At 72.0% G+C, this 11,896-nt stretch carries 12 protein-coding genes; 7 read left to right on the top strand and 5 right to left on the bottom strand.

From position 1 onward, the window contains the following. Window positions 1-203 precede the first annotated feature (203 nt). Window positions 204-956, bottom strand: a complete 753-nt coding sequence (locus tag ACIPEK_RS01115; RefSeq protein ID WP_401989532.1) for a transposase — start codon at window positions 954-956, stop codon at window positions 204-206. A 41-nt stretch (window positions 957-997) separates the two neighbouring features. Beyond that, window positions 998-1,438 (bottom strand): Lrp/AsnC family transcriptional regulator, encoded by a 441-nt coding sequence (locus ACIPEK_RS01110; RefSeq protein WP_401989531.1) that lies wholly within the window; start codon window positions 1,436-1,438, stop codon window positions 998-1,000. A 124-nt stretch (window positions 1,439-1,562) separates the two neighbouring features. Here ACIPEK_RS01110 and ACIPEK_RS01105 point away from each other — a divergent pair, with 124 nt between their 5' ends. Together ACIPEK_RS01105 and ACIPEK_RS01100 are read left to right on the top strand one after the other, a co-directional pair. After that, complete coding sequence (locus tag ACIPEK_RS01105) at window positions 1,563-2,480, top strand: SMP-30/gluconolactonase/LRE family protein (RefSeq protein WP_401989530.1); 918 nt, start codon at window positions 1,563-1,565, stop codon at window positions 2,478-2,480. A gap of 39 nt (window positions 2,481-2,519) precedes the next feature. Continuing rightward, on the top strand, window positions 2,520-2,672 hold the full coding sequence (locus ACIPEK_RS01100) for a hypothetical protein (protein WP_401989529.1): 153 nt from the start codon (window positions 2,520-2,522) through the stop codon (window positions 2,670-2,672). Between the two features lie 75 nt (window positions 2,673-2,747). Here ACIPEK_RS01100 and ACIPEK_RS01095 read toward each other — a convergent pair whose 3' ends face one another. Both ACIPEK_RS01095 and ACIPEK_RS01090 read right to left on the bottom strand, forming a co-directional pair. Then, window positions 2,748-3,674 carry a spermidine synthase gene (locus ACIPEK_RS01095; protein ID WP_383069353.1) on the bottom strand — a complete coding sequence of 309 codons (927 nt, stop codon included), beginning with the start codon at window positions 3,672-3,674 and terminating at the stop codon, window positions 2,748-2,750. Window positions 3,675-3,783: 109 nt separating this feature from the next. Further along, window positions 3,784-4,233, bottom strand: coding sequence for a hypothetical protein (locus ACIPEK_RS01090; RefSeq protein WP_401989528.1), 450 nt, complete (start codon window positions 4,231-4,233; stop codon window positions 3,784-3,786). A 240-nt stretch (window positions 4,234-4,473) separates the two neighbouring features. On the opposite strand from ACIPEK_RS01090, the gene ACIPEK_RS01085 reads away from it, so the two are divergent. Continuing rightward, complete coding sequence (locus ACIPEK_RS01085) at window positions 4,474-5,823, top strand: tetratricopeptide repeat protein (RefSeq protein ID WP_401989527.1); 1,350 nt, start codon at window positions 4,474-4,476, stop codon at window positions 5,821-5,823. Between the two features lie 147 nt (window positions 5,824-5,970). Here ACIPEK_RS01085 and ACIPEK_RS01080 read toward each other — a convergent pair whose 3' ends face one another. Next, the gene (locus ACIPEK_RS01080) at window positions 5,971-6,567 is read right to left on the bottom strand and encodes a histidine phosphatase family protein (protein ID WP_383069156.1); all 597 of its coding nucleotides are present in this window, start codon (window positions 6,565-6,567) and stop codon (window positions 5,971-5,973) included. A 248-nt stretch (window positions 6,568-6,815) separates the two neighbouring features. Here ACIPEK_RS01080 and ACIPEK_RS01075 point away from each other — a divergent pair, with 248 nt between their 5' ends. Genes ACIPEK_RS01075 through ACIPEK_RS01060 form a run of 4 tightly spaced genes read left to right on the top strand, consistent with a single transcriptional unit; the run spans window position 6,816 to window position 11,803 of the window. Further along, window positions 6,816-7,796 carry a phosphatase PAP2 family protein gene (locus ACIPEK_RS01075; RefSeq protein WP_401989526.1) on the top strand — a complete coding sequence of 327 codons (981 nt, stop codon included), beginning with the start codon at window positions 6,816-6,818 and terminating at the stop codon, window positions 7,794-7,796. Continuing rightward, complete coding sequence (locus tag ACIPEK_RS01070; protein ID WP_401989525.1) at window positions 7,681-8,868, top strand: hypothetical protein; 1,188 nt, start codon at window positions 7,681-7,683, stop codon at window positions 8,866-8,868. Before ACIPEK_RS01075 ends, ACIPEK_RS01070 begins: the two co-directional genes overlap by 116 nt. Further along, window positions 8,859-10,472 carry a hypothetical protein gene (locus ACIPEK_RS01065; protein ID WP_401989524.1) on the top strand — a complete coding sequence of 538 codons (1,614 nt, stop codon included), beginning with the start codon at window positions 8,859-8,861 and terminating at the stop codon, window positions 10,470-10,472. Before ACIPEK_RS01070 ends, ACIPEK_RS01065 begins: the two co-directional genes overlap by 10 nt. Continuing rightward, window positions 10,469-11,803 carry an AAA domain-containing protein gene (locus tag ACIPEK_RS01060; RefSeq protein ID WP_401989523.1) on the top strand — a complete coding sequence of 445 codons (1,335 nt, stop codon included), beginning with the start codon at window positions 10,469-10,471 and terminating at the stop codon, window positions 11,801-11,803. The genes ACIPEK_RS01065 and ACIPEK_RS01060 overlap by 4 nt, the downstream gene beginning before the upstream one ends. Window positions 11,804-11,896 lie beyond the last annotated feature (93 nt).

Below are 11,896 nucleotides of genomic sequence, written 5' to 3'. Positions count from 1 at the left end.
GCCGTTCGAGCGGGGAATCCCCGCACGATGTGGGAGCGCTCCCATGCGTCGATGTCGGAAGGTTCCTGCCTCTGAGGGGTGGGTGTCAAGAGTTGAAGGCGCTTCCGTTGCCCGAGTGTGTCCTGCAAGTCACGAGACCGTGTCCCGCCGAAGTCTTGCCATGACCCGCGGGCGTCGGCCGGGGAATCAGCCGCGGGGTCAAGTCATTTCGAGAGCGCGCAGGTCAAGGACGTGCCGAACGAGGGCCGTCGGGGCGGACTTTCGGAACCGCTGCGGCGGGATCCGCATTTCCGCCCGCCTCCGGGCGCGGGCCGCGTGATGCCCGGTTCACGCCCGGCCGCCCGCCGGAAGGTGAACGGGGTGTCGTGCGGTGGGGGTGACCGGGGGCGTATCCGCGTTCTTTCCCCGAAGCCGGGGCCGGGGCGGGGCAGCGGGGCGGCGGCAGGGGGACGGGGCGGTTCGGACGATCCCAGTGGTCGGGACCGGTCTCGCCGGCCAATCCGGACGAGCTGGGCCACGTGAAGATCGGCCACCACCATCTGCGGACGATCTCTGGCGGGCCGAAGCCCTACATCACACCCGGACCGCGCTTGACCAGCCTTTGGAACTCCCGGGTATACATAGCCATGAGTTCCCGGGTCTCTTGATACGACCCGCTCCACGGCCCGCCGGCGGTTGGCGGTGCGGTCCTTCGCCTTGCGGCGCGGGAAGCGAGACAGCGCCTGCTGGGCGGCTTCGAGCCTCGCGGCAGCGCGGCCTCCGTGCCTGGGGTTCGCCACGAACCCGACGTTGGAGTCGGCGAGGAAGTCGGCGATGCCCAGGTCGACGCCGGCCACGCTGCCCGTTGCCGGCAGCGGCTCAAACCGCTCCTGCTCAGCGGGCAGTACGACGAACGACTTGTGGCCCTCGCGCTTGACGCCATCACCAAGGCGTACTCCCAGGATCCGAAGACGCACCGATGTCGCACAGGGCGTCGTGAACCTTCACGGAGGGTGCTTCAGACTCCCGTCGACACCGGTCTCTCGAAGAACGTCTCCAGGGCCACCGTCGCCTGGGTCCCGCTGACGCCCTCGATCTCGTACAACCGCCTCAGTACGTCCTGGAGTTGCTCGGTCGTCCCGGTCCTGACCTTCACCAGGACCGATGCGCTGCCCGCGATGATGTGGGCCTCCTGCAACTCGGGGATCGCGGCGAAGCACTTGCCGGAGTCGCCCATCCAGGCCGACGAGTCGACCATGACGAAGGCCAGCACCCCGCCGCCGACGGCGGCGGGGTCCACCTCGACCGCCGTGCGGCGGATCACCCCCGACTCGCGCAGCTTGCGCACCCGCTCATGGGCCGCACCCGCGGAGAGCCCGACGGCCTTGCCCAGGGCGGCGTACGCCTGCGTGGCGTCCTCCTGCAGCAGGTTCAGCAACTTCCGGTCCACATCATCCATGACACCCTCCTCCAAACCAGCTCCACCCAATGACGGTGATTCACTATATGACATCCCGCAATACTCAACTTCAGCAGTATGTTGTTCAGAAATTGGAGCGCAGAACGACTGAAGGAGAACGGACATGGCCACTGGCCGCCCCGCGCTGTGCGAAGTGCTCGACGACAGGTTCCGTACCGAGAAGTGCACCGTGGGTGATCTGCAACTGGAGACGCTCCACGTGGGCTCCCGCTGGGCGGAGGGGCCGCTGTACATACCGGCCTGGCGCCAGCTGATCTGGAGTGACATCCCGAACGACCGGATGCTGCGCTGGGACGAGACGACCGGGGCGGTCAGCGTCTTCCGCTCGCCCGCGGGGCACTCCAACGGCAACACCTTGGACCGCCAGGGCCGTCTGATCACGTGTGAGCAGGGCAACCGCCGGGTCACCCGCACCGAGCACGACGGCTCGGTCACCGTGCTCGCCGACCGCTACCGGGGCAAGCGGCTCAACAGCCCGAACGATGCGGCCGTGAAGTCCGACGGCTCGATCTGGTTCTCGGACCCGGACTTCGGGATCACCAGCGACTACGAGGGCCACCGCGCCGAGAGCGAGATCGGCGCCAACAACGTCTACCGAATCGCCCCGGACACCGGCGAGGTGCGGCTCGCGGCCGACGGCTTCGGCGCCCCCAACGGCCTGGTCTTCTCAGCTGACGAGAGCGAGCTGTACGTCTCCGACACCCGGGCCAACCTGATCCGTGTCTTCGAGGTACGCCCGGACGGCACCCTCTCCGAGGGCAAGGTTTTCACCGAAGGGACCGAGGAGGGCCGCTTCGACAACATCCGCTTTGACGACCGGGGCCACCTCTGGGCCGCGGCCATGGACGACGGAGTGCACTGCTACGCCCCGGACGGGACCCTACTCGGCCGCATCCTGGTGCCCAACACGGTCTCCAATATCCGCTTCGGCGGCCCGAAGAGGAACCGTCTCTTCATCACGGCGAACGACACGCTCTATTCGCTGCTCATGGGGGTCACGGCGGCACCGATGGCGGTTTGAACCCCTACCCCACCCCTTCCCGAAAGGATCACCACAGGGGTGGAGAGTCTCAGCGACACCGGCACAGGGCTGGCCGATGCGGGTCTGGACGAACTCGATGTGGATCCGGGGGAACTTCAACCACGACGACGGCGGGTGGTGTCGGTCTTCTGCGCCTGGAACGACCATCCGCCACGGGTCGAGATCGTGTAGCCGGGCGCTCCAGGCGTGTCCTGTCCGAAGCGGTTAGAAGTTCGGGTGGGGGCACGCCGGCTTCGTGCCGGCGGCTCACCCGAAGGCCGACGGCGGTGGCGCCGGTGAAGGCCTGGCGTCCGCGTCGCTCACCGCCGCCGCGCCGCCGGTGAAGTCGGCCAGCGCCCGCCCGTGTTCGACGCGTCCGGGGTGCGGGTCGGTCGCGACCCGGCGGGTCAGCTCCGCGACCTTCAGCGGCAGATCCGAGGCGAGCAGCACGGCGTTGCCGAAGCGGCGGCCGCGCCACACGGTCGGGTCGGCGGCGAGCGCCAGTTCGGGAAAGACCGTGGCCGCGGTGGCGACCTGGCCGCGCAGATGGGTCAGCGGCGGGCCGTCCGCGAGGTTGGCCACGTAACTCCCGCCGGGCTTCAGGACCCGGCGCACCTCGGCGAGAAACTCGGTGCTGGTGAGGTGTGCGGGGGTACGGGCCCCGCTGAAGACATCGGCGATGACGAGATCCGCCCAGCCGTCCTGGATCTTCCCGAGTCCGGCGCGGGCATCGGTGGCCCGGACCCGGATCCTGGCCTGTGGGTCCAGCGGCAGCTCCCGGCGGACCAGTTGGACGAGCGCGGCGTCCACCTCGACGACCTGCTGGGTGGAGCGGGGCCGGGTCGCGGCGATGTAGCGGGCGAGCGTGAAGGCGCCGCCGCCCAGGTGCACCACGTGCAGGGGCTGCCCAGGGGGTGCGACGAGGTCGGCGATGTGGCCGATCCTGCGTTGGTACTCGAAGGACAGATACGTGGGGTCGTCGAGGTCCACATGGGACTGGGGGGCTCCGTCGAGCGTCAGCGTCCAGGCGTGCGGACGCTCCCGGTCGGGCACCAGCTCGGCGAGACCGCCGTCCACCGGTTCGGCGACGGGTTCCGTCCTGCGCCCGGTCCCGCGTTCGGTCCTGCCGTCGGCCTTGCGGTCGGACCGCTTACGGGCGCCCGCGCCTGCGCTCGACGCTCCTCGACGTGCCACTGCTGCTCGTGCCTGCTCACTGCTCATCGCTCCGGGCCGGTACGGAACCGGCCGCGCCGGGAGACCCGGCCACCGGCCCATTATGGGCGCGCGGGCCGGGAGCCTGCGGTCAGCGGCAGTTGTCGGCCGCCTCGATCAGCCGGGCCGCCTGGTCGAGAGCGGCCCGCAGCACGGCCGGGTCGGTGACCGGGGCGTCCGCCTCGGGCGGCAGCAGCCAGCCACTGCCGGTGACGGGCGGCTCGGCGGGGATGCGCAGCCCGCGGCCGTCGGTCCGCGTACAGGCGCTGCCCGGTACGTCCCATGCCTCGGCGGTCCCCGGGGGAACCAGGAAGCCGAGGGTGTCGCAGGCGCCGTCGTGCAGGACCGGGCCGACGGCCTCCTGGTCGGCGCCCCGGCGCAGGATGTCCACGGCCTCCAGTCCCTGGCGTGCCGGGACGGTCACCAGGTCGCAGGGTACGGCGCCGTGGTCCTCCGTGGGCGCGGTGGGCACCGTGGCACCCGTTGCGGCCGTGGTCGTCGCAGTCGTCCGCGAGCCGGTCTCCGTGCCGATGTGCAACAAGGGACCTCTCCTCTCATCGCCGGGCGGAGCCGGATTCCGTCTCCACGTGGACCAACGCGCCGACGGCGTCAAGGGCTACGGTGCCACGCCGCCGCAAAGGGTGGCAGTTCATGGCGGATCGCGGGCGAGATATCCCTTTTGTAGGCAAACGCTGTGTGTGTGGCCCGTCACAACCGGTACGTTCTTGCTCCGCCGGGACACCGGAAGCAGGAGCCCGGCTGCACCAGAGAGGGCTCAGCCATGGTGTCGACAGGGGCAGTTCCCAACCTCGCCTTCCGGCGGCTGCGCGGACCGCGCTCCGCCGGGGAGTTCGCTGCCGCGGTACGCAGGTCCGCCCGCGAGATCGGCGAGCAGGTCGCGTGCGACGCCCGGTACATCGGACGCGTGGAGTCCGGCGAGATCCGCTGTCCCAACTACGCGTACGAGCGGGTCCTACTGCACATGTTCCCCGGCGCCACCCTGGCGGACCTGGGCTTCTCACCGCGCGAATCGGTACGCGGCCGGGGGGCACGGACCACTGCCGAAACCCCACCGCCCCCCACGCTCCACAGCGACACCGACGAGGAGAGCGACGTGCTGCGTCGCGTATTCATGACGAGCGGCACCACCGCGATGGCAGCCGCAACACTGGGCCTCGGCCTCGACGGCGCGTCCGCCGCCGCCCTGCCCGACCGGCACCGGGTCGGCGAGGCCGAGGTGAGCGCCGTCGAGAAGGCAGTACGGCAGATCCGGCTGCTCGACGACCGGCACGGCGGTGACGGCCTGTACCGCAGGGCGTCCCATCCGCTGCGGGCGGCGTACGCGCTGCTCGACTCCGCAACCGCCACCAAGCGCTCCACGGCCGACCGGCTGCATGCCGGGGCGGGCGAACTGGCCATCTCGGTGGGCTGGCTGGCCCATGACTCGGGCCGGTTCGAGGACGCCCGCTCGCACTATGCGGAGGCGCTGGCCACGGCGCGGCTGGCGGGCGACGCGGCGCTGGAGGCGCATGCGTTCTGCAATGCGTCGTTCCTGGCCAGGGACACGGGGCGGCCCCGCGAGTCCGTACGCGCCGCCGAGGCCGGGCAGCGGGCGGCGCAGCCGCTGGGTTCGCCGCGGCTGCTGGCGCTGCTCGCGCTACGGGAAGCGGGGGGCCGGGCGGGGCTCGGGGACCGTACGGGCTGCGAACGGGCGATCGGCCGGGCGCACACCGCGTTCGAGCGCGGTCCGTCCGACGCCGATCCGGAGTGGATGACCTTCTTCCGGGAGGCGGAACTGGAGATGCTGGAGGCGCAGTGCTGGTCGGCGCTGGGCGACTGGTCGCGGGCAGCCCGCCATGCGCTGCGAGCGACGCGGCTCCAGGACCCGCACTTCACCCGGAACCTGGCGCTGTACCGGGCCGAGCTGACCACAGACCTGGCCCGGGCGGGCCGGGCCGCGGAGGCGGCGACGGCGGGCCACCAGGTGCTGGACCTGCTGGACCGCGTCCAGTCGTCCCGCATCCGGGCGATGCTGGCGGGGGCGGCCGGGGTACTGGCGCCGCAGCGGGGTGCGGCGGAGGTACGGGGGTTCCTCGAGCGGCACGCGGAGGTCTCCGCGGCGGAAGCATAAAGGTTCGCCGAACGGCCAGGATTCCGGACGCCCCGCGCCACGTGACCGGTTCCGTCCGCAGTCACCGGACGGGCCGGCCTTCAGCGCGCGCCGGCAAGATCGAGCCCGTCCGGCGATCGAGGGCCCCCGCTGCCGGGGGCGGCAGGACTACCGGTCCAGGTGGCCCGTGTCGTTCCAGCGCTCCATCGCGGGCGCACCGTACGCCCACCCCAGCACCGACAGCGATGTCGGATCGAGCCGGATGCGCGCCGCGAACGACACGTCCTCGCCCAGCCACCGCGCCCCCAGCGCCCGCAGGATGTGACCGTGGGCGAAGACCAGGACGTCGCGGTCGGCCGAGCGGGCCCAGTCGACGATCTCGTCGGCGCGGGCGGACAGCTCGGCCAGGGTCTCCCCTTCCGGCACTCCGTCGCGCCAGATGAACCAGTCGGGACGGATCGCCTTGATCTGTGCCGGGGTCATCCCCTCGTACGCCCCGTAGTCCCACTCCAGCAGCGCGTCCCACGGCTCGGCCCGGTCCCCGAAACCCGCGATGTCGCAGGTCTCCTTGGCCCGCAGCAGCGGACTGGTGCGGACTTCCAGGCCCGGCAGGTCCGCCCACGGCTTGCGGTGCAGCCGCTCACCGAGCAGCTTGGCGCCCGCACGGCCGGTGTCGAGCAGTGGGATGTCCGTCCTGCCTGTGTGATTGCCCTTGACGGACCATTCCGTCTGGCCGTGCCGGGCGAGCAGGATACGCGGTGCCATGACGGCTCTCCCTGAGACTGAGATCTGAGGCCGGAGATCGAGACAGAACGGATCGTCCGGTTTTCCCATCATCGCGCACGTCTTCGGGAGGCAACCTCCGGGGCCGAACCGGCGTCACTCCCTGCGCGGAGAAATCCGTACACACACGGGGCACCCGACATGGACCCCCGGGGGAATCGCGACCGACCTGCACCGTACGGTTGAACGCCCGCCGTCGGTCGCATTAACACATGATGGAGAGCTTCCGGATGCAGCATGCCAGCACCGCGCCCGTGGCGCGCCCCCGGCCCCGTTGGTGGACCGAGCTGCCGCTGCTGGCCCTGGTGTACGCAGCCTACTCGGCGGGCCGGCTGGTGGTGCGCGGCGACGTGTCCACGGCCGTCGACCACGGTCTGCGCATCCTGGACCTGGAGAAGACGCTCCACATCAACTTCGAACATCCGCTCAACCGGCTGTTCACCGCGCACTCCTCGATAGGCATACCCGCCGACTTCGTGTACGCGTCCCTGCACTATCTGGTCACCCCGGCCGTCCTGGTCTGGCTCTTCCGCCGCCGCGAGGCCTTGTACCGCAGGGCCCGCACCTGGCTGATGACCTCCACACTGCTCGGCCTGATCGGCTTCACCCTGCTGCCGACCTGCCCGCCCCGGCTGCTCGACGCCACGCACGGCTTCGTCGACACCATGGCGCAGTACAGCTCGTACGGCTGGTGGGGCAACGGGGCGAGTGCCCCGCGCGGCATGAGCGGAATGACGAACCAGTACGCGGCGATGCCGAGCCTGCATGTCGGCTGGGCGCTCTGGTGCGGAATCCTGCTGTGGCGTCACGGCCGCCACCCGCTCGTACGGGCCGCGGGCATCGCGTACCCCCTGGTCACCACGTTCGTGGTGATGGGCACGGCCAATCATTACTTCCTCGACGCGGTCGCGGGCGCTGCCGTGATGGGCGTCGGAGCCCTGCTGGCCGGACCGGTGATGCGTATCGCCGACCGGGTCACAGCCCGCTTCCCGCGATTCGCCCGGACCACGAAGTCCCCGATTGTCAGTGCCGGATGCAAGACTTCGGCGGGTGAGCGAATCCCTGGCCAGCGGACCACCTCCGCAGATTCCACCCATGCCGCAGCATCGGCCGACGCAGACGCCTCGACCGGTCGCGCACCCCGGGCCGACGCCGCTGCCCCCGCAGGCGCGGGGACAGCGGGGGGCGACACTCCGGCAGCGGCTCGCTGAGCTGCGGGGCCCGGCTGTCGCACCGCGTCCGCTGGATGCCCGCGCGCTGGCCGCCCTCGCCGCCAACCCCGGCTGCCGGCGCCGCGCCCTGCTGGACGGCGCCGGGGTGGACAAGGCCGCGCTGGCCACGGCGCTCGGTTCACCGGCCCCCTTCGGCCAGTCGCAGTTCGCTCTCGTCCGGGGCAACGCCTTCGAGGCCAAGGTCAAGGCCGACGGCGGTACGGAGCTGATGCGGCTGCTCCACGAGCGCCTCGGCGGCGGCGCCGATTCGCCGCGTGAGGTCCTGGTGCCCGATCTGGCCGCGGCCGGTCCCGAAGGCCGCGCGGCGCGTACGGCGCTGGCGCTGCGGGAGGCGACCGAGGCAGGCGGCTGGGCACTGCTGGACCACCCGATGCTGGCCCTGGAGGTGGCGGGCTCCCCCACCTATCTGGAGCCGGACGCTGTCGCGGTGCACCCCGACGGCACCTGGACGGTCGTCGAGATCAAGTCCTTTCCCATGGTCGACGGTTCCGCCGACGCGGCGAAGGTCGGTGCGGCCGCCCGGCAGTCCGCCGTCTACGTACTGGCGCTGGAGCGGATCGCGGAGCTGACCGAGGGCGCGGAGGTCGGCCACCGGGTGCTGCTGGTCTGCCCGAAGGACTTCTCCAATCTGCCCACCGCCTCGGTCGTCGACGTACGCAAGCAGCGTGCGGTCACCCGGCGCCAGCTGGCCAGGCTGACCCGGATCGAGGACATCGCGGCGGCCCTGCCCGAGGGCACCACCTTCGATCCGGAGTGCTCCCCGCAGCAGCTCGACGCCGCGGTCGAGTCCGTCGGCGCGGCGTATGCCCCGGAGTGCCTGGCCGCTTGTGAACTGGCCTTCCACTGCCGGGCGAAGGCCCGCTCGGCCGGTGCCGTGGAGGCGCTGGGGCGGAGCGTGCGGGGTGAGCTCGGTGGGCTGACGACGGTGGGGGCGGTACTGGCCGCCGCCGCGGGCAAGGAGGGCGACCCGGCGGATCCGACGGTCGTGGCCCTGCGGCGTGCGGCGGCGCTGCGTGCCGAGGCGCTGGAGGGCAGTGCGGCATGTCGCTGATCAGCACCCTGGCCCGGCTGGAGGCCGTGGAGAGCGGCCGGGCGCAGCCGATGACGACGGTCCTGCACCGCCATCTCACCGACCGGCCGCTCGTCCTGGTGCCGCTGACCACCGCCGGTGAGGCGGGCGCCCCGTTGGGCGCGCTCGTCGGGACCGACCGGGAGGCGCCCCGGCTGCTGGCGGTTTCGCAGCCGCGCGACCGGGATCTGCGGTTCGCGTTCCTCGCCGAGCTGGCCGAGGCGGTGCTGCCGCACATCGAGGCGTACGAGGCTGTCGTCGAGCCCGCCGAGCGCAATGAGACCGATCCGGAGACCGGGAAGAAGGTCAAGGTCGAGGTCGAACTGTGCGCGGACGCAGCGCAGTTGATCGTGCCGAGCCGGGCGGGCATCGATTTCGTACGGCTGCTCGGCCGCTCCATGCGGTTCAGGCGCACGGCCGAGGACGATCCCGACACCCCGTACCCGGCGCCTGCCCGTGTCCCGCTGCTGGGCCGCTGGCTGACGCACTACGGGGAGCGGGCCAGGGTGCCGGGCTCCTCGCTGCTGCTGGCCACGACCGATCTGTTGAACCGGCACTGGGCGACCGGTCAGAGCAGCCTGGAGGATCAGCATCTGGGCGCGCTGCTGGCCTGGATCGCCGCCCCGGCGGGCGAGTCCGGGGCGCGGTCTGCGCTCCGTGCGGAGCTGGAGCGGGACGGCGAAGGGCAGCTGCTGTGCCCGCCGGCCGGTCCGGCCACGGACCCCGCGTTCGACAACCGGCTGCTGGCGCCCGCCATCGAGAAGTACGACCGGGCGCGCACCTCCCTCGCAGCGGCCGAGGACGGTCTGGCGGCCGATGCCCGGCTCGCCGAACTGACCGCCGCCGAGCGGGACATCAGGGCGTTGCTGGCCGGCGTGATGAGGCCGACCTGGGACGCGGTGTGGCGGGGGCTCGATCTGCTGAAGGAACTGCCCGAGGGGTCTCGGGCCGAGGACCGCTGGACGAGGGACCGCTGGTCGTTCACCGGTCACCGGGACCGTGTGCGGTCCGGCGAGCCGCCGCAGCCTCGCCGGGACGACGCGGTGACGGCCGCGCAGAAGCTGGCCTCGCGCGAGACGGCGCAGGCCCAGCTGGAGGCGCAGGAGGCGCTGGACGATCCGCTGGTGCTGGCCGGGCGGCGGCTGGCCGGTGAGGCGTTCGTCGGCGACGTGACGGAGGTGGTGATGGCGTACAGCGAGTCGAAGCGCCCGTCCCCCCGCCCGCTGGTCACGGTCCGCACGGACGAGCGCCCGCATCTCGGGGAGCGCACCAAGGTGTACCGCTCGCTGGACGGCAAGCCGCAGACCGCCGAGTTCGTGGAGTACGCCACGGAGCCGGAGGACGGGAACGCGCCCCTGCTGGTGCTGCGGATCACCGACCGGATGGGCCGGAGCAAGGAGCCGGCCCCGGGTTCGGTGCCCGAGCCGGGCGACCGGATCGCCTGGACGCTGTTCGAGCACGATCAGCGCGGCGGCCCGAAGCTGCCGGACCCCGAGGAGACGCCCTGGACGCACGGCGGCCCGCCGGGCGCCACTGCCGGGCAGGCCGAGAGCCCCGATCCCATGACCGCGGAGGACCTCCTGTGACTGCCGTATTCGACCCGGGCGCCCAGGCCGCGCGGGCGACCGACGCGATCCTCGCCGACACCCTGAGCGGTACGTCGCGCGGCATCGTGGTGGACTCCCCGCCGGGCGCGGGCAAGTCGACTCTCGTGGTGCGTGCCGCACTCGAACTCGCGGCGGCCGGGCACCCGTTGATGGTGGTCGCGCAGACCAATGCCCAGGTCGACGACCTGGTGGTGCGGCTGGCCGAGAAGGACCCGGGGCTGCCGGTCGGGCGGTTGCACAGCAATGACTCCGACCCGTACGACAAGGTGCTGGACGGCCTGGCCAATGTACGGAAGTCGGCCAAGGCGTCGGATCTCGCCGGACTCGATGTCGTCATCTCGACGGCCGCCAAGTGGGCGCATGTGAAGAACGTCGAGCCGTGGGGGCACGCGATCGTCGACGAGGCGTACCAGATGCGTTCGGATGCGCTGCTGGCCGTCGCGGGCCTCTTCGAACGGGCGCTGTTCGTCGGCGATCCGGGCCAGTTGGACCCGTTCTCGATCGTCGGCGCGGACCAGTGGGCGGGGCTGTCGTACGACCCGTCCGCGAGCGCGGTCTCCACGTTGCTCGCGCACAATCCCGGGCTGCCGCAGCACCGGCTTCCGGTGTCGTGGCGGCTGCCCGCCTCCGCCGCGCCGCTCGTCTCGGACGCGTTCTACCCGTACACCCCCTTCCGCAGCGGTACGGACCACGGGGACCGGCGGCTTTCGTTCGGCGTCGCGTCGGACGGCTCGGCGCCGGACCGGGTACTGGACGAGGCCGCGGAATCCGGCTGGGGCCTGCTCGAACTCCCGGCCCGGCACACCCCGCGCACCGACCCGGAGGCGGTACGGGCGGTGGCTCTGGTCGTCCGCCGGCTGCTCGACCGGGGCGGTGCGGCGACGAGCGAACGCTCCCCCGATCCGGTCCCGGTGACGGCGGACCGGGTCGCGGTCGGCACCGCCCATCGCGACCAGGCGGCGGCGGTACGGGCGGCGCTCGCCGAGCTGGGTGTGACGGGCGTGGCGGTGGACACGGCGAACCGGCTCCAGGGCCGCGAATTCGATGTGACGGTGGTCCTGCACCCGCTGTCCGGCCGCCCGGACGCCACGGCGTTCCATCTGGAGACGGGCCGACTGTGCGTCCTGGCCTCGCGCCACCGGCATGCGTGCATCGTGGTGTGCCGGGCGGGCGTCGCGGAGCTGCTGGACGAGCACCCGTCGACGGAGCCGGTGCAGCTGGGGGTCACGGTGAAGTTCCCGGACGGCTGGGAGGCGAACCACACGGTGCTGGCGCATCTGGGCGAGCACCGGGTGCGGTGGAAGGCGTGAGGGCGCCCGGTCCCGGCGGGTCGCAGCCCCGTTTCCGGGTAGCCGCGTAGCCCCCTTGCGCGACGTTGGACAATGGAGGGTGGCCGTCGGGCC

Source organism: Streptomyces sp. NPDC088246, from assembly GCF_044741025.1.
Classification (GTDB): Bacteria; Actinomycetota; Actinomycetes; order Streptomycetales; family Streptomycetaceae; genus Streptomyces.
The sequence above is the reverse complement of the archived record's forward strand: the minus strand, read 5'-3'. Positions and strand labels throughout refer to the sequence as shown.

What these genes read in the sequence shown, in the direction of transcription:
- ACIPEK_RS01110 (WP_401989531.1), bottom strand. Translation starts at nt 1,438, where the DNA reads ATGGATGATGTGGACCGGAAGTTGCTGAACCTGCTGCAGGAGGACGCC.
- ACIPEK_RS01105 (WP_401989530.1), top strand. Translation starts at nt 1,563, where the DNA reads ATGGCCACTGGCCGCCCCGCGCTGTGCGAAGTGCTCGACGACAGGTTC.
- ACIPEK_RS01085 (WP_401989527.1), top strand. Translation starts at nt 4,474, where the DNA reads ATGGTGTCGACAGGGGCAGTTCCCAACCTCGCCTTCCGGCGGCTGCGC.
- ACIPEK_RS01080 (WP_383069156.1), bottom strand. Translation starts at nt 6,567, where the DNA reads ATGGCACCGCGTATCCTGCTCGCCCGGCACGGCCAGACGGAATGGTCC.
- ACIPEK_RS01075 (WP_401989526.1), top strand. Translation starts at nt 6,816, where the DNA reads ATGCAGCATGCCAGCACCGCGCCCGTGGCGCGCCCCCGGCCCCGTTGG.
- ACIPEK_RS01070 (WP_401989525.1), top strand. Translation starts at nt 7,681, where the DNA reads ATGCCGCAGCATCGGCCGACGCAGACGCCTCGACCGGTCGCGCACCCC.
- ACIPEK_RS01065 (WP_401989524.1), top strand. Translation starts at nt 8,859, where the DNA reads ATGTCGCTGATCAGCACCCTGGCCCGGCTGGAGGCCGTGGAGAGCGGC.